Origin of the sequence: Cohnella rhizosphaerae, from assembly GCF_029525575.1 — a bacterium.
In the GTDB taxonomy this organism is placed as follows: Bacteria; Bacillota; Bacilli; order Paenibacillales; family Paenibacillaceae; genus Cohnella; species Cohnella rhizosphaerae.
Genome location: NZ_JAPDIA010000008.1, coordinates 426,944 through 447,522 on the forward strand (window position 1 = coordinate 426,944; position 20,579 = coordinate 447,522).

Here is a 20,579-nt window from a genome sequence, read left to right on the forward strand (position 1 = left end):
GTGCAGCGACGCGCTTTTTTTTGCGGGGTTCGGACCGCTGGACCGAGGCCCGGTTGTATTCCCTGGAGATGCTGAGCAAGATGCCCATCCCGATCATCAGGGACAAGAGCGAGGAGCCCCCGTAGCTGATGAACGGAAGCGTGACCCCCGTCATCGGTATCGCGTTGCTGACGCCGCCCATGTTGATCAGCGCCTGAATGCCGATAAGCGACACGAGGCCGACGCCGACGAGCGTGCCGTAGATGTCGGGACAGCGCAGCGAGACGATCAGCGCCCGCCAGAGGAAGAGTACGTAAAAAATCAAAAACACCGTCACGCCGAAAAAGCCGAGTTCCTCCGCGATGACCGAAAAAATAAAGTCGTTGTAGGCCTCGGGCAAGTAAAACAGCTTCTGTACGCTGTTCCCAAGTCCTGCGCCCCAGAAGCCGCCGTGGCCGAACGCCTCGAGCGAACGAAGCAGCTGCAAGCCGTTGCCTTGCGGATCCGAGAACGGATCGCGATAAGCGGTAATCCGCTCCATGCGGTAACCGCCGTCATTGCCGGAGGCCAGGAAGTAGATGCTGAGCACAAGCGCGGCCAGGCCGCCGAGGACGGCGCCGGACAGCAGCACCTGCTTCAGGTTGGCGCCGCCCGCGATGATGATGATCGTCGCCGTCAGCATCAGGATGACGCTCGAGCCGAAGTCGGGCTGCAAAATGATCAGTCCGACGATAAAGCCGACCACGATCATGACGGGAAGCAGGCCCCGCTTGAATTCGCGGAACTTGTCCTGCTTTTTCGTAATGATCGCCGCCAGGTACAGGATCACGGCGAGCTTGGCCAGCTCCGTGGGCTGAATGCCGACCCCCGCAAACCGGATCCAGCTGCTCGCGCCGTTGATCGCCGAGAAAAACGGCACCATGATCAGCAGCGCGATCGTGAGCAGCATGAGCGGCAGAAAAAGCTTCTTGAACTTGACATACGGCACGTTCATGATGACGAGCATCAAAAACGTGCCGAGTCCCGCGAACATGAACTGTCGTTTGGTGAAGAACAGCGCGTCGTTGCCGAACTTCTCCGATGCCCCGGCCATGCTGGAGCTCGCGCTGAAAACCATGACCAGACCGAAACCGACCAGCGCCAGCGTCAAAATCATCAGCAGAAAGTCTGGCGCGCCCCGCGAGCCTTCGGAGGTCTTCATCGTCTGTCGCTCCGGAACGTCAAGCGAGCAGCTGTCTGAGCTCGTTCAGGCGCAAGGTGGCGGTGTTGAGGATCGGCTGAGGCACCGGCGATTCGTACTCCATGCCGTGCGGGAACGTAGCGCGTCCGATGTAGACCGCCTCGATCGCCAAGATCGCGTCCGGATTTTCCAGCCGGCCTTCGACCGCGCGCGTGCTGAAGCGCAGGAAGTAGTCGCTGTTCGTGCCTGCGTCGGTAAGCTTCAGATCGTATGTAGCGCGCGTATATTCCCACTGCCAGCGGATGAAGCCCACTTTTTCGGCCGACTCGTCCAGCGTGGCCAGATCGACTTGCGTCCCGTTCAATCCGGTATTTTCGATTAACATCCAAAGTTCCTCCTTTAAAAATGCGGCAAGGCTTGTTTCCACCCTCCATCATAGACGGTTTGGACACCTTCTGCAAGCGTTCTTCCGCCCTGCCGCGGCTCCCGGAACGGGTCGGCGGCGTGTCGGATCGGACGCCGATCTGTTACAATCAGGAAACAATGGAGAGCTACGTAGAGGAGGCGGACGCTGTGGGCATCGATGAACAACGATTGCATTCGCTGCATGGGCAAGCCGTCGAATGGCGCAGGCATCTGCACATGCATCCCGAACTGTCGTTCAAGGAAACGAATACCGCGGCGATGATCGCCGAACTGCTGGAATCGTGGGGGGCTTGAGGTCAGGCGCGGCGTGTCGGGGACCGGGGTCGTCGCGAAGCTGAAGGGCGCGCTGCCCGGCAGAACCGTCGCCCTGCGCGCCGACATCGATGCGCTGCCGATCCAGGACGCCAAGGACGTCCCGTACGCGTCGCAGGTGCCGGGAGTCATGCATGCCTGCGGGCACGACGGACACACGGCGCAGCTGCTCGCGGCGGCCAAGCATTATGCGGAACATCAAAAGGAAACGGCGGGAACGCGCGTCTTCTTGTTTCAGCCCGGCGAGGAAGTGCTGCCCGGGGGGCGCGATCGGCATGATCGCGGACGGCGCGCTGGATGGCGTGGACGTCGTATACGGCATCCATCTATGGACGCCGCTGCCCGTCGGCACGGTCGCGACCCGGCCCGGCCCGCTGATGGCCGAGCCGGACGAGTTCGAGATCGAGATCCGCGGCCGCGGGGGGCACGGCGGATTGCCCCACGAAGCGAAGGATGCCCTGGTGGCGGGCGCGCATCTCGTCGTCGCCCTGCAGACCGTCGTCTCGCGCAGCGTCGATCCGCTCGAGGCGGCCGTGCTGTCGATCGGCCAATTCAAGGCCGGCACCGCGCGCAACGTCATCGCGGACAGCTGCAAGCTGAGCGGCACGGTGCGGAGCTTCGATCCACGGGTGCGAGAGCTCGTGCGCAGCCGGATGGACGACATCATCCGTCATGTCTGCGCGATGCACGGCGTCGATTATACGTTCGAATTTTACGAAGGCTATCCGCCCGTCGTCAACGACCCGCGCGAAGCGGCGCGCGTCCTGCGCGTCGCCGCAAAGGCGCATGGCGAAGGCGAGGTGCGCGAGTGCGAACGCATCATGGCCGGCGAAGACTTTTCCTATTATTTGAAGGAAAGGCCGGGCTGCTTTTTCTTCGTCGGCGCCGGCCGCGCCGACGGTTCGTCCGCGCCGCATCACCATCCGGGCTTCGATATCGACGAGCGCGCGCTGCGGCATGCGATCAAGCTGCTGATCGCGGTGGCGGACGACGCGGCGGCGGAGGCGACGCAAGCGTAGTTTGCAGGGTGGCGAAAGGGCGCCAAGGCGCCGTCTTCGCAGTCTTGTAAGACAAATGCGAAATCTCTTTGAAACGGGCAGGCCGCTCTTTTTCGCGCGATGCGAAAAGGGGCGGCTTGTTTGCTGCCGGCGAACGGAGGCGCTACAAAAGTAAGGTTATTAAGTTAGGTGCGAAAACGAGAGAGGCAGTAAGGGCTCCGCGTGCCGCTAAGTTGCTCGGGCTGGCGAATGGCCGGGGCGATAACGGCATCGCATGCCGCTAATTTGCTCGGGTTAGCGAAAGGCGGGGCGATAACGGCATCCGGTGCCGATAAGCGGTACGGGCGGCCGGCTGCCGGAGACGATAACGGTATTGTGTGCCGCTATGCTACTTCGTAGGGGCGCGTATTCCCACGAGTTTGTTTGTTATTTGTACTTCGTAGAAATGAGCGGTCTATCTCTTTCTTCGGTATACGGCTCTTGTGTTCGATCTCATTTTGCTCATCGCATTAATGAGTCTGCTGTATGGGGTGGCGCTTATAAAAGCGAAGATCGGGGCATCCTTGGTATAAAAAGGAGGCGACCGACCTATGACGCTCTCTCGCAAGACGGCAGCTCCGATCATCGCCCGGTCGGACGGCACGCTGCTGCTGGACGAACGGCTGCCGGGATTCGTCGAAGCGCAGGCGCTGCTTCGCGCGATCGCGGAGCTTCAGAAGCGCCCCGGCCACCTGCATACGTATCTCATAACGCCGATCACCGTCTGGAACGCGGCTGCTTCGGGCTGGACCGCCGCCCGCGCCCTGACAAGCCTGCGCACCTTGTCCAGATACGGGGTGCCCGCGGCGCTCGAGCGGGATCTCGCGGCGCAGTTCACCCGCTACGGGCAGCTGAGGCTTGGCGTGCATGACGGAGAGCTCCGCCTGCATGCAAAGGAGCCGGCGCTGCTTGCGGCCGTCGCCGAAATCAAGTCGGTGTCCGGCTGGCTGCTTCCGTCCGCGGAGGGCCATTACGCGGCCGTGCGCTCCGATGCCAGGGGCTGGCTCAAGCGCGAGCTGGCGCTCGCCGGGTACCCGGTCATCGACGAGGCCGGCTACCGCAGCGGCGAGCCGCTGCCCGTGTCGCTGCGCGGCAGCGGCGCGGCGGCCGGGCTGCGAGACTATCAGCAGGCGGCCTTGGATGCGCTGCTCGGCGACGGGCAAGGCGCGGCCGGCAACGCAGGCCAGGCATCTGCCGGCGATGCCGGCGCCGCTGCGGCTGGCGGCGATGCCCCCGCAGGCGATGCCCCCGCAGGCGCTGCCGTCGTCGGCGCGTCCTCCCAGGCCGTCGCGGGCGGCAGCGGCGTCGTCGTGCTGCCCTGCGGCGCCGGCAAGACGTGGGTGGGCATCGGCGCGCTCGCGCGCCTCGGCTGCGAGACGTTGATCCTGACGCCGAACACGGTGTCGGTCACTCAGTGGATGCGCGAGCTGCGACGGGCGACGACGCTCGGGGACGACCAGATCGGCGCCTATACCGGAGACCGCAAGGAAGTACGTCCCGTGACGGTGGCCACTTACCAGGTGCTGACCGCCCGAGGCGGCGAGCGCGGAAGCAACGCGCACTGGCAGCTGTTCCAAGACCGCAACTGGGGGGCTCATCATCTACGACGAGGTGCATCTGCTGCCGGCGCCCGTCTTTCGTCTGACCGCCGAGCTGCAGGCGACGCGCCGGCTTGGGCTGACGGCTACGCTCGTGCGCGAGGACGGCCGGGAGGGCGACGTCTTCGCGCTGGTCGGCCCGAAGGCATACGAGGCGCCGTGGAAAAGCCTGGAGGAGGCCGGCTGGATCGCGGAAGCCGCCTGCAGCGAGGTGCGCGTGCCGCTTGAGCCCGGCTGCGCCGAACGATATGCGGCAGCTCCGGCGCGCCTCCGCAGCCGGATCGCGGGCGAAAACCCGCGCAAGGCCGACGTCGTACGCGCGCTGCTGGCGCGTCACGAGGGCGAGCAGGCGCTCGTGATCGGTCAATATCTCGACCAGCTTCGCCGCGTGTCCAGGGAGCTGGGGCTGCCGCTCGTGACTGGCGACATGCCGCACGGCGAACGGCAAGCGCTGTTTGACCGCTTCAATCGCGGCGAGCTGCGCGCGCTGGCGCTGTCCAAGGTCGCGAACTTCGCGGTCGATCTGCCGGATGCCGCGGTGGCGGTCCAAATCTCCGGCAGCTTCGGGTCCAGGCAGGAGGAGGCCCAGCGCCTCGGGCGTATTCTTCGCCCCAAGGCGAACGGGGGGAGGCGCCGCGTTCTACTCGCTGGTCAGCGAGCATACGGACGAGGTCGAATACGCGCGCCGCAGGCAGCGGTTTCTCGTGCAGCAAGGATACCGCTACGAGGTGCGGCGCTGGGCGGAAGACGGGAGCGCGGCCGGGCGGCCGGCCGCTGAACGCGCGCGATGAACACGCGGGAGATCGTCTGCGAGCTGCCCGAAGACGCGCTAAGCTGGTTGCGGGAAGGTCCCTGGACGGCCGGACGGCTGGCGGAGGGCGGCAGCCTCGCGGATGCGCTGGCGGATCCGTCCCGCGCGGCCGAATGGGCCGAGCAGGCGCCGCCGCTCGCGCGGGATACGCTCGCGCTGATCGTCAAGCGCTTCGGTCCCGCGCCGTTCGCGGAGGCGAAGCTCGCGCCTGAAGGCGGCAGGCCGCCGTTCGGCTGGACGGGGGGCCGAGCTGCGGCTTGCCGTCCAGCTGCTGCGGCGCGACGGCATATTGTTCGCGATCGACCGGCCATGGGGCGACCGGCTGCTGCTCGTGCCGTCGGACATGTGCGCCGTATGGCGCAGACTGCTGCTTCCGCTGCGCGCCGAACCGCTCCCCGAGGCGACGTGGACGGACGGATGCGGCGCCGCCGCATCGCCCTTGTCCCACGAGCTGATCGCCGCATGGTCCGTCATTCGAAGATCGGGTCTGCAGCTGACGGCCAAGGGGGGCGCCGCGAAAGCAGGACGCGGCCCGGCTCGCGGCCGCGATGCGCCTCGCTTCCGAAGACATCCCGCCGCAGAACGTATCGGAAGCCTGGGAGGCGCTGCCCGCCTCCGCCGTATTCGCGCTCCGTTTGGGCCGCGCCGTCGGCATGCTGAGACGGCGCGGCCAGGCGGTCGCCGCGGAGCCGAACGAGGGTGCGAAGGCATGGCTGGCGCTCCCGGCCGCCGAAGCGGAGCTTCGGCTGCTCGGGCTTGCGACGGACTGCCTGCTCGGGGCGGACGAGCCAGGCGCATGGCTGGCCGCGGAATCGCTGCGCGATCTGGCGCCGATGCGCTGGCACTTGGAGGCGGATGTGATTAAGGCGCTGCCCACGCAGGAAGCGGCCGGGGCGGCGGCAGCTTGGATCCGTTTCCTGCGTGCGGCCGGCTGGATGGAGACGGCGAGCTGCGAAGAAGGCGCCGCGCTCCGGTGGACCATCGAGCCGTATCCCGGGCGGCCGGCGGCACCCGGGGACGGTTACGACCGTTACGAGCTCATGCCCGATCTCGAAGCGATCGTGCCGCCGGAGGCGCCGCCCGGCGCAAGGTGGGAGCTCGAACTGCTGGCGCGCCGCCTGTCCGAGGACGTGGTGGCCGTGTATCGGATCGACGCGGACGCTTGCCGCCGGGCGCTTGCGGGCGGGACGGGCTACGCGCAGGCGCGCGCGATGCTCGAGCGCGGCTCGGGCGCGCCGCTGCCGGACGCGGTGGACATCGCGCTGCGCGACTGGTTTGTTGCCGCGCAGGCGCCTCCGGCAGGACGGCGTGATTCGCAGCGCGACGCGGCGCTCCCGCCGGAGGGGGGCGTCTCCTGACGCGGTCGCCGGCGGGCCGCATGCCGGCGACCGCGTCGGCGAGCGCCCCGAGGCGGCGTCTGACGACGATTTCCTCGGGGATGCCGCCGTGGCAGGCCTTGAACGCGAAGCGTCCCAGTCGCGCGCCTGGGACGCAAAACCGCCCGTCCTCTCGCTCAAGCTTTATCCCGGCGCCGAACGCGTGCCGTCCGGCTGGCTCCGGCAGCCGGCGGCCTATCACGTTTCCACGCGCAAAGAGATCGTGGAACGGGCGATCGCCTGGCGTGCCGGATTGCGGCTCAGCAGGAAGAGCGGATGGATCGATTTCGCGCCGGAACGCGTCATGCCTGCCGACACGGGCGGCTGGCGCGTCTGGGGCAGGCCGTTCGTCCGGGAGGCCGTCAGCTGCAGACCGGCGCTCGCCGAGCATCCGGTCGCGCTCGAAGCCGCGGAGATCGGCGCGCTCATGATTTTGCTTCCCGAAGCGGCGCGCATCGACGCTTCACGGCCGATCACTTGACCCCACGCCGCGAATATGTGATATGATAGACCATGTATCCCAAGCGCATGAGGGGAAGGTGGTTCAATCTTGACCATGGTTAAATCCCTCCCTGCGGCGGAGGCGTCCGTCGGATATTCGCCGGATCCCGCGGTTGACCTGACGGCGATCGCGGCACGCGCCTTCGAGCTGGGAGATTTGATAAAGCACTCCGCTCTGACGGAGGATTACGTATACTGGAAGCGTTCCGTGGCGGGCAGCGGCGAAGCGCAGGTACGCATACGCGAGTTTCTAAAGGCCAAGGACAAGTTCAGCGAGTGCGAGCGCTTCGGCCGCTTTCATCCGGATTACAACGAGGCGCTGGACAAACTGTACGAAGCCGAGGCGAAGCTCGAGGAGATCGAGGCGGTTCGCCGCTTCAAGGAAGCGGAGCGCGCGGTCGACCTGCTGCTTCACGAAGTGTCGCTGCTGATCGCGCATTCGGTGTCCGAGACGATCAAGGTGCCGGACAACGATCCGAATCCCAAGGCATCGGGCTGCGGCAGCGGCGGCAGCTGCTCCTGCGGCAGCGGGGGCTGCGGATAATCACGACGCCGGCTTCGGCCGGCTTGCGGAACGGAGGAGCGACATGTTCGCCGAACGGATCGGCTACATCGTATGGTTCAGCGATTGGAAGGCGGCGCGCGCGCTGGACAAGTACGGGAGCCTGCATTATATGTCACGGAAGATGAATTACGCCGTCCTTTACATGGACGCGGATACCTCGGAGGACACGGTCCGCAACATGCAGCGGCTGCCCTACGTCCGCAAGATCGAGCGATCCTTCCGTGGCGAGATCAAGACCGAGTACGAGAGCAACGTGCCGGACAAGACCCGGTTTTACGGGCTCTAAGCGAGTGGCAAGCGATTGGAGCGCCGCGCCGGCGACGGGGCGGCGCTCTTTTTTTATATTCGTCGTTTTGGGAGCGCGAACATAAAATAATTGTAAAGTATGGAATCTATTTTTTTTTAATGTTGAATGTACGGGAATAATTGCGATAGAATGTATATATATGCCTAGCATCTTTTACCCTTTATAGGTCTTTTGGCTCATGCGATCGAGGGAGGGAAGTCCCGTGAAAGACAAGCAAACGGAGCGTTGGAGCACGTACGAGCCTTTTTTCGTTGAGCTTGGGGATAAGAAAGTCGCGGACATCATCATTACGAATCATGCTCGCGTTCGTTGGACCGACCGCGTCGAATCCGAAAAAACGGGATTTTCCGATATCGCCGAGTTTTTGTGGCAGTGTCTGAAAGAAGGCCGCGTCGTATCTTACTATCGCAACGAAGAGGATGTCTACACGATCGACGACGACCTCGTGTTCGTGGCGGAGTTCGCCGTCTCTGACAAGGAAGTGGATCTGATCGGCAATCCGCTCCACAAGATGATCGTCGTGACCTTCCTCGGCCGAATGTCGGAGACGATGGAGCTGCGCGATCTGAAGACGTACTATTCCTGGCTGCGGCATTCGCGTCGCATGACGCTGATCAAGAACAACCGCAAGCGTCGCTAAACCTATTCATATTAAAGCATGCCGCGCGGCATGCTTTTTTTTGCATCGAAAATGCCGCTGGCCGAAGACGCGAAGATCACGGCGTCCGATTGTGTTATAATGCTTTAAAATGTCCGGAAGGCAGGAATACGATCCTATGGCGCTGAACGTGCATCAACTCCACACCTTTTACGCCGTGGCGGAAAGGGGGAGCTTTTCCGCAGCCGCCCAGACGCTGCATATGACGCAGCCCGCGGTGACGATGCAGATTCAAGCGCTAGAGGAGCGGTTCGGGGCGAAGCTGTTCCAGCGGTCCGCGAAGAAGCTGGAGCTGACCGATGCGGGACGCGCGCTGCTGCCGCAAGCGCGCAAGGCGATGGAGCTGATGCGGGAGACCGACGCGATCATGGCCGCGCATGCCGAACAGCTCAAGGGGCGGCTGAAGTTCGCCGCCAGCCTGACGATCGGCGAATACGTGCTGCCGAGGCTGCTCGCCCCATTTTTGAAGCGGTATCCCGGGCTGTCGCTGAGCATGCGGATCATCAATACGTCAGAGATTATCGAGGAGATCGAAAACCACGGCCTCGCCTTCGGGCTGGTCGAGGGACGCGCGGAAGGGCCGGGCCTGCTCGCCGAGCCCGTCATGAACGACGAACTCGTGCTCGTCGCACCCGCGGGTCATCCGTTCGCGGCGCGCGGCGAGGTCGGGCTCGAAGAAGTGCTGAAGGAGCCGATGGTGCTGCGCGAGACGGGTTCCGGCACGAGGCAGGTCATGGAGGAGGAGCTTCTCCGGCATGGCGCGCAGCCTTCCGATCTGCGGGTCGTGAGCGACTTCGGGAGCACGGGCGCCGTGAAGTCGGCCGTCGAGGCGGGACTTGGACTGTCCTTCGTATCGGTATGGACGATCCGACATGAGACGGCGCTCTCGCTGCTCGCGCCGGTGAAGATAAGCGGCGTGTCGTTTCGCCGGCAGTTCTACGCCGTTCGCCAGCAGTCGTCGGACCTGCCGATCGCTGGCGCTGCGCTGCTAGATTACTTAAGGGGGATTCAAGCTTGAACAGAGCGGACCTGCATACCCACACGACCGCGTCGGACGGTCTTCACAAGCCGTCCGACAACGTCCGCATGGCGGCGGAGGCGGGCCTCGCCGCCATCGGCATCACGGATCACGATACGGTAGCCGGGCTCGACGAAGCGCGCCAAGCCGCCAGGACGTACGGCGTCGAAGTCGTGCCGGGCGTTGAGATAAGCACTGCCCATGACGGCCAGGATATCCACATTCTCGGCTATTTCGCCGACGACCGCGATCCGGTATTTTTGGCGAGGCTCGCTTCCCAGCGGCGGGTGCGCGATTCGCGCAACGAACTGATCGTCGCCAGGCTGAACGAGCTTGGGGTGCGACTGTCCTGGGAAGCCGTGCTGGACGCGGCGGGAAGGGATCGAGGACCGGACGAGACGGTCGGCAGGCCCCACATCGCCGAAGCGCTGGTGAGGATGGGGGCGGTAAGTTCGCTGCAGGAGGCGTTCGACCGCTATCTGGCCGAAGGCAAGCCGGCTTACGTGCTGCCCCCGCGGATCGCGCCGGCCGAGGCGATCGCCTGGATCCACGAAGCCGGAGGCGCAGCGGTCGTCGCCCATCCCGGACTGTACGGGGCGGACGACACCGTAGAAGCGCTGCTGCGTGACGGCGTCGCGGACGGCGTCGAGGCGTACCATTCGGACCACACGGCCGAGGACGAACGGCGTTATGCGGACATGGCGGCGCGCTACGGCGTCGTCGCGACCGGCGGTTCGGACTTCCACGGCGAGCGCAAGGGGCGGGTATATCACGGCCCGATCGGTTCGCGATCGGCCGACGCGGACGTCGTGCGCGCGCTTATGGGGAGGGCGAAGGATCGGCGGGCGGCGCGCCTGTCGGACTCGCCGGGCGACGGCGGTACTGCATCGGACTGAGGCCGTAGTAAGCGCCGAAGTGGCGCGTAAACGGATGAATCGACGGGTAACCGAGCTTGTCCGCGACGGCGGTGATCGTAAGGTCGCTCTCCCGCAGCAGTATCGCCGCTCTCCGCATGCGAAGACGATGCTGGTAGGCTTTGGGGGTGAACCCCGTTTCCCGAAGGAACAGCTCGTGAAAATACGTGCGGCTCAGTCCGCACATCTCCCACCATTCGCCGACGCGCTCGCGACGGCCGGGGTCGCGTTCGAGACGCTCCAGCAGCTTTACGATCCGGTAATCGCTCGGGCGCCGCGTATGGCGTGCGTTGTACCAGTTCAGCATCCACGCGTACATCATGCTGTTCAAAATCTCGCTGCGGTAGTAGCGGGATTGTTCGTGTGCCCCGACGATGCGCAGCAGCTCCTCATACAGCTGCGGCTCGTCCTGGAGCGACGACACGCCGGGAAGGGCGTCCAGCTCGGCGCAGGGACCGGCGACGGAGACGGCGTCGAGCCGGAAGGGCTCGGGCGCATAAATAAAAATGCGATTGAGCGAAACCGGATTTTTGGCATCCCACAGGTCGAAGTAAAAATTGAAGGAGGCGAGCGGTCGCTCCGGCGAGATATGAAACGCATGCGGCTGGCCGGGACGCAAAAAAAACGAGCGCCCGCTTGTCGAGCGGATATCGCGCGCCTTCGATCTCCATCTCCGCTCCGCCCTCCGGAAACAGATGCATCGCGTACACGCTGCAAACCCGAAGCCCTTCGTTCGCGCTGCCGTCATAGACGTAAGGCATCAGATCGCCGAGGTAAGGCGTCATTTCGGACAGCTTTCTCATAACTGAAACCTCCATGCGTTAGAAAATGACCGGATGAATCGTCAAATTAGTGGATGCGCTAACAAATACGAAACGCTCCTCTCATGGTACGATATCGATGACGATATGAAAAGCGTTCGCTGCTGACTGCGGACGATCAAACAAATGAAATCGCAACAAAGCCATCGGCGCAAGCGATCGAAACGCGAAGGGTGAACGGATATGAGCGATACGAAGCTGTGGTACGACAAGGGCGCGGACGGCTGGAAGCAAGGCTTGCCGCTCGGCAACGGAAAAATGGGCGCCGTTATTTACGGAGACGCCGCGCGCGAGGTTTGGAGCTTGACCGAAGTCACCTATTGGTCGGGCAAGCCGGAAGAGACGCCGTTCGCGCCGCGGAACAAGGCCGATCTCGAAGCGCTCAGAGGCGCGTTCTGGCGGGGCGACTATGCCGCAGGCGAGGAACGCGCCGCGGAGCTGCTCCAATCGGAAAAAGGGAATTTCGGCACGAATATGCCGATGTGCGATCTGATCGTAACGTTCACGGATGCGATCGTCGGCGCCTTCAAGCGGGAGCTCGATCTGGAGACGGCGCTGTACGCGTTTGCCTGCGAGGATCGGACCGGCATCCGCCGCGAAGCGCTGGCCAGCCATGCGGACGGCGTCATCGCAGGCAGTCTGGCCAGCGCCGGGCCTGGCGGCGTATCGTTCGCGCTGGCGCTAGAGGGCCGCACGGACCGCTTCGCTTCGTCGGCGGATGCCGCATCCGGCGTCCTGTCGTTCTCCGGCCGGGCGACCGAGACGATGCACAGCGACGGACAGTGCGGCGTGCGGGCCGAAGGACGCGTCCGGGTCGTTGCGCGCGGCGGGCGGATTACGGCGCAAGGCGGTCGGCTGGTCGTCGAAGGGGCGGACGAGGCGTGGATCTACGTCGCCGCAAGCACGGATTACGGCAGGGCGGGCGAGGACTGGCGCGCCGAATGCGCGATTGCGGTCGAACGGGCGGCGGCGAAGGGGTATGCGAAGGTGCGCGAGGATCATATCGCGGACTACAGGAAGCTGTTCGGCCGCGTGGGCGTCTCGCTTGGCGAGGCGCCGGAAGGCGTTCGGCTGCCGACCGACGCGCGGATGAGCCGTTTGCGCGAAGGAAGCGACGATCCCGGCCTGTTCGCGCTGTTTTTCCAATACGGACGCTATCTGACGATCGCCGGCTCGCGCGAGGATTCGGCGCTGCCGCTCCACCTGCAGGGCATCTGGAACGACGGCGAGGCGAATCGCATGGCCTGGAGCTGCGATTATCATCTCGATATCAACACGGAGATGAACTACTTCCCGACCGAGGCGGCCAACCTGGCCGAATGTCATATGCCGCTCCTGCGCTACGTGGAGCGTTTGGCCGAAGCGGGGCGGCGGACTGCTCGCGACTTCTACGGCGCGCCCGGATGGGTAGCGCATGTGTTTTCCAACGCTTGGGGCTTTACCGCGCCGGGCTGGCATTATTCGTGGGGGCTGAACGTGACGGGCGGGCTGTGGCTGGCCGAGCAGCTTCGCGTTCATTACGAATACGGACTTGACGAAGCGTTCCTGCGGAAGACCGCGTATCCGGTGCTCAAGGAGTCGGCGCTGTTTTTCCTGGACTACATGAGCGTCCACCCGGACACCGGCCGGCTCGTGACCGGGCCTTCCAATTCGCCGGAAAACAGCTTTTACGTCGGGGAAAGCCGCGACCGCAGCTACGCGCTGTCGATGGGCGCCACGCTCGATCAGGTACTCGTGCGAGATCTGTTCGCGTTTTGCCTGGACGCGGCCGAGCGGCTGGGTACGGACGAAGACTTCCGATTGAAGCTGCGCGAGGCGATTCGCCTGCTGCCGCCGCTGCAGATCGGCGCGGGCGGGCAACTGCAAGAATGGCTGGAGGACTACGGCGAGGCGCAGCCGGACCACAGGCACGTATCGCATCTGCATGCGCTTTACCCTGGCGCCCAAGTGACGCCGCGCGACACGCCGGAGCTGGCCGAAGCGGCGAAGCGTACGCTCGCCAACCGGATGGACGCGGCCGAGCTCGAGGACGTCGAGTTCACGCTCGCGCTGTTCGCGGGCGGCTTCGCCCGGCTTGGCGAAGGGGAGCTGGCGCTGCGCCAGCTGTCCTATCTCGTCGGGCGGCTCTGCTTCGACAATTTGCTGACCTACTCCAAGGCCGGCATCGCGGGAGCGGAGAGCAACATATTCGTCGCCGACGGCAACTTCGGCGGGACGTCCGCCTTCGCGGAGATGCTGATGCAAAGCCATGGGGGGCGTCATTCATCTGCTGCCCGCGCTCCCCGCCAGCTGGCATACCGGCAGCATCCGGGGGGCTAAAGGCGAGAGGCAACGCCGAGGTTGACCTCGCCTGGTCGGACGGCGCGCTGACGAAGGCGACGATCCGCGCCGGTTCTCCGCTGCGGGCTGCGCTGCGGTACGGGAACCGCGAGAAACGCTTGAACCTGCGGGCCGGCGAGACGGCAGACCTGAACGCCGAACTGATCGCGTCGTCGGCGAACCGAACCTGATCATAGGACGCAAAGCTGCGACAACTACGGGGCTGCCGACGATGGCGGACCGGTAGTTGTCTTTCGTGTATAATGGTGCTACTAGAAAAGGGGGGGTCGGACGTTGCCGAAGCATTCGAGGATCTACCGGAACTTTCTGCTCTCCTATCTCGTCATCCTGATCCTGCCCAGCATCGCGGGTTACATGTCCTACCGGACATCGATCGAAGTCACGCAGACGATCTCGATCGAGAACGGCGTCACCCAGCTGCAGAATGCGCAGCAGCTGCTGGAGCGCAGAATGGCCGAGGTCGAGGGGTTCACCCGGCAGCTCGCGCTGAACCAGGATCTGTTCGTGCTGATGAACGAGAAAAAGAGCGACGGCGACGTCAATTTGTACAGCATTTGGAACGTACTGCGGAATGTGATGGTTTTCGGACAAACCAATGACTTTCTGCGCAACTATTACATTTATCTGCGCAACTATAACGTCGTTTTGACGCCGGGGTCCGCTTATTTCCGTCCCGAGCATTATTACGAGACGGCGCATTATCGCAATATGACGATGGACGACTGGCGCAATACGATATTGAACAAGCCGCACAGCCGGGAGATTTTGCCGCTCAGCCCGTTCGAGGACGGCGACGGGCAAACGTCCGTCATTTCATATATGCAATCGCTTCCATTGGACAGCTTCGTCGACGTCTCGCCGGCGACCGTCGTCGTCATCATCGACGAGAAGACGATCCAGCGCCTGCTCGCGGGGGTGAAGGAACGCTACGGCGGATGGACGTACATCAGCGACCGCGAAGGCAAGACGATCAGCCGCCAGGGCATCGAGGAAAAGGAGATCGCCGAGCTGAACGGACCGGACGGCCTGCGCGCGGACCGCCAAAACCAGTTTTACGGCGACGACCTCGTTATCGCCATCCAGTCGGACAAGACGGGATGGACGTATCGCGCGGGCATTCCACGCGCCGTACTGATGGAAAACGCGAACCATATCAAATTCATCAGCTGGACGGTCACGGCGATCGCGCTTGTCGTCGGGCTGCTGGCGGGCATCGTCCTGTCGTACCGGAACAGCGCCCCGATCAACCGGCTGCTCGGCGTTTTTCGCGACCAGTTCGCCAAGGATCAGCCTACGCTCGGCAATGCCTACGAATTTTTGCATGGCAACGTCGCCAATATGCTGACCAACAACAAATGGCTGCAAAGCGAGCTCGACCGGCAGCTCCCGCTCGTGCAGGACGCCTATTTGAAGCGGCTGCTCGCGGGCGAATTCCAGACGCGCGACGAGGCCGAGGCCGCTGCGGAGCAAGCCGGTCTTGGGTTCGGCTTCGCGTCGGGCGCGGTCGGCATCCTGCGTATCGAAGGGTACGCGGGCATCGACACAGTCGAGATTTTGAACGAATTGAACGCCGCGCGCCTGCTCGTCAAGCAGAATCTGCGGGATCTGTTCCCCGACCTGCAAATGACGGATTTGGGTTCGGACCGGGTGGCCGCGCTGTTCGGCTGTTCGCCCGAGCAGCCGGAAGAAGAAGCCGGGGAACGCGAGATCGAGCGTCTGCTGCGGCCGCTGTCCGTTCGCTTGTTCGACGAGTACAAAATTTCCGTCACCGCCGCGTTCGGCGAGCGTTTCGCCACGGCGCTGGAGGTCAGCCGTTCGTGCGAGCAGGCGCGGGAGACGCTCGAGTATGCGGATTATGCCGTTCGCAAGGACATTTTATGGCATCGCGACATCCGCTCCGAGAGCGCGACCTATTATTATCCGCTGGAAACGGAGCTTCGGCTGATCGGCACGATCCGGGCGGGGGAGCGGGAAGAGGCGCGGCGGATGGTGGAGGAGCTGCTGGCGCGCAACGCCGAGAGCCGCGAGCTATCCCCGGACATGAAGCGGCAACTGATCGGCGAATTAAAAGGAACGCTGCTAAAAGTGCTCGATCAGAAGACGTTTCAATCCGCCGAATCGTTCGAAGCGGTCAAAAACCGGACGCTCGCCATCCAGGAATCGGATTCGCTCGAGGCGGTCCGCGAAGAGATCGGCCAAATCACCGACACGCTGTGCGGCGTCGTGGCCGCGAAGAAGAATGATCTGCATCACAAGACGGTAGAGGAGATCAAGAAGTACATCGCCGAGAAGTATTCGGATGCCGAGCTGACGCTTAACAAGGTCGCCGAACAGGTGGAGCGTCCGGAGAAATATATTTCGCAGCTTTTCAAGGACGTCACCGGCACCAACTTGTCCGACTATCTGGAAAAAATCCGCATGGATCGCGCGGCCGAGCTGCTGCGGGACCGGAGCGTCACGATCGACGAGATCGCGTACAAGGTCGGCTACAACAGCTCGCATTCGTTCCGGCGGGCGTTCAAGCGGGTATCGGGCGTATCGCCGAGCGCGTACAGGCAGTCTTTCGATTGATTTTGTTTTTCTTTTTTTTTAATGAACGTCAGGGGGGATTCCCTTGACGTTTTTTTTGCGCTTTGCAGCGAAACGCGCCTTATCCAAGCCGAATTCCCGCTCCGGCGCGTCCCGATCGACCGTACCCTTCTCCAATGGGCCGTCCCTGCGTCCCGTCGCGGAAAATGGGCCGTTCTAAGGCGAATCGGCTCCCCGAAATCGGGTTTTTGGTACGTAGAAATACCGATTTGTACCTACCGAAGGGCGATTTGGATGCGCTATCATCGGACCTGTAGAAAGCGCTGCCAAGACAAATCGGCGCTAGGGAACGATAGGAGGGGATCGTCCAAGATGGATGGAGAAATCGCATGGGAAGGCAACGCGCAGCCGCAGCCGATCCGCAAGCGGACGAAAAGGAGCCGGACGCTCGAAGCCAGGAAAAGCTTCAAGAAACATTGGCAGCTGTACCTGGTCGTGCTGCCGCCGCTTTTGTTCTTTTTTGATTTTCAAGTATTACCCGATGGCAAACGCCGTGCTCGCCTTCAAAGATTACAACGTCATTAAAGGCATCTGGGGAAGTCCCTGGGTCGGGATGCGGAACTTCAAGCTCTTTTTCGACAACCCGATCTTCTGGGACCTGATCCGCAATACGATCCTGCTGAGCGGCTACCTGCTGCTGGCGGGCTTCCCGATCCCGATTCTGCTCGCGCTCATGCTGAACGAGATCCGCAGCGGGCGATTCAAGCGCATCGTGCAGCTCGTGACGTTCGCGCCTTACTTTATCTCGACGGTCGTCATGGTGTCGATCATCATGCTGTTCCTGGCGCCGAGACTCGGCTTCGCCAATGTCGCCTTGAACCACCTGGGCTTCGATTCGATCAACTTCCTCGGCGAGCCCGGCATGTTCCGTTCGATCTACGTCTGGTCCGACATCTGGCAGACGGCCGGCTACTCGGCGGTCATCTACCTGGCGGCGCTGGCGGGCATCGATCCGACGCTGTACGAGGCGGCCAAGGTAGACGGCGCGTCCAGGTTCCAGAAGATCGTTCATGTCGATCTGCCGGGCATCCTGCCCACGATCGTCGTCATTCTGATCCTGAACGTCGGCAACGTCATGGCGATCGGCTTCGAAAAGGTGTATCTGCTTCAAAATCCGCTGAATCAGTCGACCTCGGAAATCATCGCGACCTATGTCTACAGCATCGGCCTGCTGAACGCCAACTACAGCTTCGCCACCGCGGTCGGACTATTCAACTCGGTCATTAATCTGGTCCTGCTGCTCCTGGTCAACGGCATCGCCAAGCGCCTGACGAACAGCAGCATCTGGTAGAAAGGAGATTCGAACATGCAGGCACAAGCCGCAACCAAGCGAACGGCCATCCGGGAATCGACCGGGGACCGTCTGTTCATGGCCGTCGTCTATACGATCCTCACGATCGTTCTGATCGCCGTCCTGTATCCGCTCATTTACATCCTCAGCAGTTCGATCAGCAGCCCCGCCGCCGTCACGTCCGGACGCGTCTTCCTGTGGCCGGTGGACATTTCCTTCAAAGGCTTCGAGACGCTGTTCAACACGCCCGCCATCTTGACCGGGTACGGCAATTCGATCTTCTACACGGCGGCCGGCACGCTGATCAGCGTCGCGCTGACAGTGATGATCGCCTACCCGCTGTCGCGCAAAACGTTTTTCGGACGCAATGCCCTCATGATGATCGTCACCTTTACGATGATTTTCAGCGGCGGCCTGATCCCGACCTACATGGTCGTCAAGTCGCTGCATCTGATCGATACCCGGTGGGCGCTGCTCATCCCGAACGCGATCTGGGTGTGGCAGGTCATCATCGCCCGCACGTTTTTCCAAGCTTCGATACCCGATGAACTCGCCGAAGCCGCCGAGATCGACGGCTGCAGCGACCTGCGCTTCATGCGCAGCGTCGTCATCCCGCTCTCCAAGCCGATTCTTGCCGTCCTGGTGCTCATGTATGCCGTCGGTCAGTGGAATGCTTACTTCGACGCGCTGATCTACCTGAAGTCCGCGAACCTGTTCCCGCTGCAGCTCGTGCTGCGCAGCATCATCATCCAGAACAACAGCTCCGGCATGATGGACGCGATGAAAATGGTCGAGCGGCAGCAGCTGTCCGAGCTGCTCAAGTATTCGCTGATCGTGGTGGCGACGCTGCCCGTGCTCATTATTTATCCGTTCGTGCAGCGGTATTTCGTACAGGGCATGCTGGTCGGCTCCGTGAAGGGATAACGCCGTCCGGCGGCGAATGTGAGAGGGGGGGATGCGTATGTAGCACGCTGCCGCAAACTTAGCCTGCAACTATCCAAGAAAAGGGAGCGACCCAATTGAAAAAGAGAATCGTAAGTCTGCTGGCGATCGTCATCGCCCTCAGCATGGCACTGGCGGCCTGCGCCAAAAACGAAAATTCGCCCGCCTCGTCTAGCGGCGCCTCGACTTCTTCCGCCGCCGCATCGGGAAGCGCTTCGGCGTCCGCCGCGCCGGTGCCGATCAAGGTATTCTCGATCCAGGAGTCCAATATCGATCTTACGACGAACAAATTTTCCAAGTTTATCGAGGATAAATTCAACATCAAGTTCGACTGGCAGCTTAACCCGTCCGACGGCGCGAAGGAAAAACGCCAGATCTCGCTCGCGAGCGGCGACTATCCCGACGCCTACATCCTGCCTTCCTACATCGATCATTTCTCGCAAGCCGATCTGCTCAAGTACGGCAAGCAGGGCGTCATCGTCCCGCTGAACGACCTGATCGACCAATACGGCCCGAACATCAAGGCGGCGATGGAAGCGCATCCCGACCTGAAGCAATACATCACGGCGCCGGACGGCAACATTTACGGCCTCGTATCCTACACGCAATGCTTCCACTGCTCGTACCCGAACAAGATGTGGGTCAACACCAAGTGGATGAAGCAGCTCGGAATCGAGCCGCCGAAGACGACCGAAGAATTCAAAGCGATGCTCGAAGCGTTCAAGACGAAGGACCCGAACGGCAACGGCAAGCAAGACGAAGTGCCGCTTAGCGGTTCCATCGAAGACTTCGGCGTTCGCGTCGTGCCTTACCTGATGAACGGCTTCGTCTACGACGACGACCGCAACTACCTGAACCTGAAGGACGGCAAGGTCGTCTCCGCCGCCGTCACGCCGGAATGGAAGGAAGGCCTCGCGTACATCAAGTCGCTGTACGACGAGAAGCTGATCGATCCGGGCGCCTTCACGCAAAACGCCGAAGCGTTCAAGAAGATCGGCGAAAACGGCGACGCGCAAATTCTCGGCGCAGGCGCGGGCATGCACCCCGCTATCTTCGTCAACATCGACAAAGGCAACCGTTTCTCCGCCGACTATGACGCACTGCCTCCGCTGACCGGTCCGCACGCATCGTTCGCGACGCATGACGGCGGCGGCGTCGACCCGGGCGCCAAGTTCGTCATCACGAACAAGGCCAGCAAAGAAGCGCAAGTCGCGCTGATCAAAATGGTCGACTATATGTTCACGCCGGAAGGCCAGACGAACGGCGCATCCGGCATGGAAGGCATCGACTGGGAGAAGCCGGGCCCGGACGACGTGGCCCTGGACGAGAGCATCAAGGCGCAATTCAAGCCGATTCCGGCGACCGAAGGCGAAGCGCCGCGCAATGCGGGCTGGAGCGGCGTCGCCCACTTCTACCAACCGAAGGAATACCGCGACAGCTTCGTCTCGGCGACGGACATCTACGATTCGGCCGGCTATGAGCGCAGACTGTACCAAGCGACCCTCGAGTATCAAGGCCACGAGCCGAAGGAGCTGTTCCCGCTCTGGTCGCTGTGGATCGATCCTACGCTCACCGACGAAGCCAGCATCCTGCAAACGAACTTGAAGAACTACATCGAGCGCAGCGAGCTTCAATTCATCACGGGCAACCTCGACCTGAACAAAGACTGGGACAGCTACGTGAAAGGCTTGAAGGACCTGAAGCTGGACCGCTACCTGGAAATCCTGCAGCAAGCGTACGACAAGGCCGCGAAATAAGCACGAGCCGGCCGGCATAGGAACGCGCAGCACAGGCCTTCTGGCCCTAAAGCCGGAAGGTCTGGCTCGTCATGCCCGAAAAAGGAATTCGAGGGGGAGGCGGGCTTGTGAAACCGCGTAAGCAAAGCATGAAACATGCAATGGGGGGGCTTCGCTT

The 20,579-nt window shown here is 62.7% G+C and carries 14 protein-coding genes and 6 pseudogenes; 17 read left to right on the plus strand and 3 right to left on the minus strand.

The features are described from left to right. Positions 1-67: 67 nt before the first annotated feature. A pseudogene (gene ftsW / locus OMP40_RS25335) lies at positions 68-1,180 on the minus strand (putative lipid II flippase FtsW); the annotation flags it as partial. A gap of 19 nt (positions 1,181-1,199) precedes the next feature. After that, positions 1,200-1,544: a YugN family protein gene (locus OMP40_RS25340; protein ID WP_090115382.1), complete on the minus strand. Its 345-nt coding sequence runs from the start codon at positions 1,542-1,544 to the stop codon at positions 1,200-1,202. A 158-nt stretch (positions 1,545-1,702) separates the two neighbouring features. Between OMP40_RS25340 and OMP40_RS25345 the strand changes: the two are divergent. The 11 genes and pseudogenes from OMP40_RS25345 to OMP40_RS25390 all read left to right on the plus strand — a co-directional run bounded on the left by OMP40_RS25345 (position 1,703) and on the right by OMP40_RS25390 (position 10,664). Further along, positions 1,703-2,916, plus strand: a pseudogene (locus OMP40_RS25345) (M20 family metallopeptidase). 569 nt (positions 2,917-3,485) lie between these two features. Then, a pseudogene (locus OMP40_RS42280) lies at positions 3,486-3,875 on the plus strand (helicase-associated domain-containing protein); the annotation flags it as partial. A gap of 102 nt (positions 3,876-3,977) precedes the next feature. After that, positions 3,978-5,323 (plus strand): annotated as a pseudogene (locus tag OMP40_RS42285) (DEAD/DEAH box helicase); the annotation flags it as partial. Next, positions 5,320-6,003, plus strand: coding sequence for a hypothetical protein (locus tag OMP40_RS25355; protein ID WP_277535548.1), 684 nt, complete (start codon positions 5,320-5,322; stop codon positions 6,001-6,003). The pseudogene OMP40_RS42285 and the gene OMP40_RS25355, both read left to right, overlap by 4 nt. After that, positions 5,892-6,701, plus strand: a complete 810-nt coding sequence (locus OMP40_RS25360; RefSeq protein WP_277535549.1) for a helicase-associated domain-containing protein — start codon at positions 5,892-5,894, stop codon at positions 6,699-6,701. Before OMP40_RS25355 ends, OMP40_RS25360 begins: the two co-directional genes overlap by 112 nt. Beyond that, positions 6,652-7,200, plus strand: a complete 549-nt coding sequence (locus OMP40_RS25365) for a hypothetical protein (protein WP_277535550.1) — start codon at positions 6,652-6,654, stop codon at positions 7,198-7,200. Before OMP40_RS25360 ends, OMP40_RS25365 begins: the two co-directional genes overlap by 50 nt. Positions 7,201-7,275: 75 nt before the next feature. Then, positions 7,276-7,764, plus strand: coding sequence for a YlbF/YmcA family competence regulator (locus OMP40_RS25370; protein ID WP_277538023.1), 489 nt, complete (start codon positions 7,276-7,278; stop codon positions 7,762-7,764). 43 nt (positions 7,765-7,807) lie between these two features. Further along, complete coding sequence (locus OMP40_RS25375; RefSeq protein ID WP_277535551.1) at positions 7,808-8,071, plus strand: YlbG family protein; 264 nt, start codon at positions 7,808-7,810, stop codon at positions 8,069-8,071. Between the two features lie 223 nt (positions 8,072-8,294). Then, a complete protein-coding gene (locus OMP40_RS25380) occupies positions 8,295-8,732 on the plus strand; it encodes a hypothetical protein (protein WP_277535552.1) in 438 nt (145 codons plus the stop codon). Between the two features lie 136 nt (positions 8,733-8,868). Next, the gene (locus tag OMP40_RS25385; protein WP_277535553.1) at positions 8,869-9,768 is read left to right on the plus strand and encodes a LysR family transcriptional regulator; all 900 of its coding nucleotides are present in this window, start codon (positions 8,869-8,871) and stop codon (positions 9,766-9,768) included. Then, on the plus strand, positions 9,765-10,664 hold the full coding sequence (locus tag OMP40_RS25390; protein WP_277535554.1) for a PHP domain-containing protein: 900 nt from the start codon (positions 9,765-9,767) through the stop codon (positions 10,662-10,664). Before OMP40_RS25385 ends, OMP40_RS25390 begins: the two co-directional genes overlap by 4 nt. Here the strand turns inward: OMP40_RS25390 and OMP40_RS25395 are convergent. Continuing rightward, positions 10,588-11,301: a helix-turn-helix transcriptional regulator gene (locus OMP40_RS25395; RefSeq protein ID WP_277535556.1), complete on the minus strand. Its 714-nt coding sequence runs from the start codon at positions 11,299-11,301 to the stop codon at positions 10,588-10,590. The two genes, OMP40_RS25390 and OMP40_RS25395, sit on opposite strands and share 77 nt — an antisense overlap. A 460-nt stretch (positions 11,302-11,761) precedes the next feature. Here OMP40_RS25395 and OMP40_RS42290 point away from each other — a divergent pair. The 6 genes and pseudogenes from OMP40_RS42290 to OMP40_RS25420 all read left to right on the plus strand — a co-directional run. Further along, positions 11,762-13,681 (plus strand): annotated as a pseudogene (locus tag OMP40_RS42290) (glycosyl hydrolase family 95 catalytic domain-containing protein); the annotation flags it as partial. 116 nt (positions 13,682-13,797) lie between these two features. Then, positions 13,798-14,013: a glycoside hydrolase family 95-like protein gene (locus OMP40_RS40410; RefSeq protein WP_338131326.1), complete on the plus strand. Its 216-nt coding sequence runs from the start codon at positions 13,798-13,800 to the stop codon at positions 14,011-14,013. Positions 14,014-14,116: 103 nt separating this feature from the next. Beyond that, complete coding sequence (locus OMP40_RS25405; RefSeq protein WP_277535560.1) at positions 14,117-16,414, plus strand: AraC family transcriptional regulator; 2,298 nt, start codon at positions 14,117-14,119, stop codon at positions 16,412-16,414. A gap of 330 nt (positions 16,415-16,744) precedes the next feature. After that, positions 16,745-17,723 (plus strand): annotated as a pseudogene (locus OMP40_RS25410) (ABC transporter permease). A 15-nt stretch (positions 17,724-17,738) separates the two neighbouring features. After that, complete coding sequence (locus tag OMP40_RS25415) at positions 17,739-18,647, plus strand: carbohydrate ABC transporter permease (protein ID WP_277535562.1); 909 nt, start codon at positions 17,739-17,741, stop codon at positions 18,645-18,647. A 95-nt stretch (positions 18,648-18,742) separates the two neighbouring features. Beyond that, a complete protein-coding gene (locus OMP40_RS25420; protein ID WP_420872041.1) occupies positions 18,743-20,422 on the plus strand; it encodes an extracellular solute-binding protein in 1,680 nt (559 codons plus the stop codon). Positions 20,423-20,579: the final 157 nt, after the last annotated feature.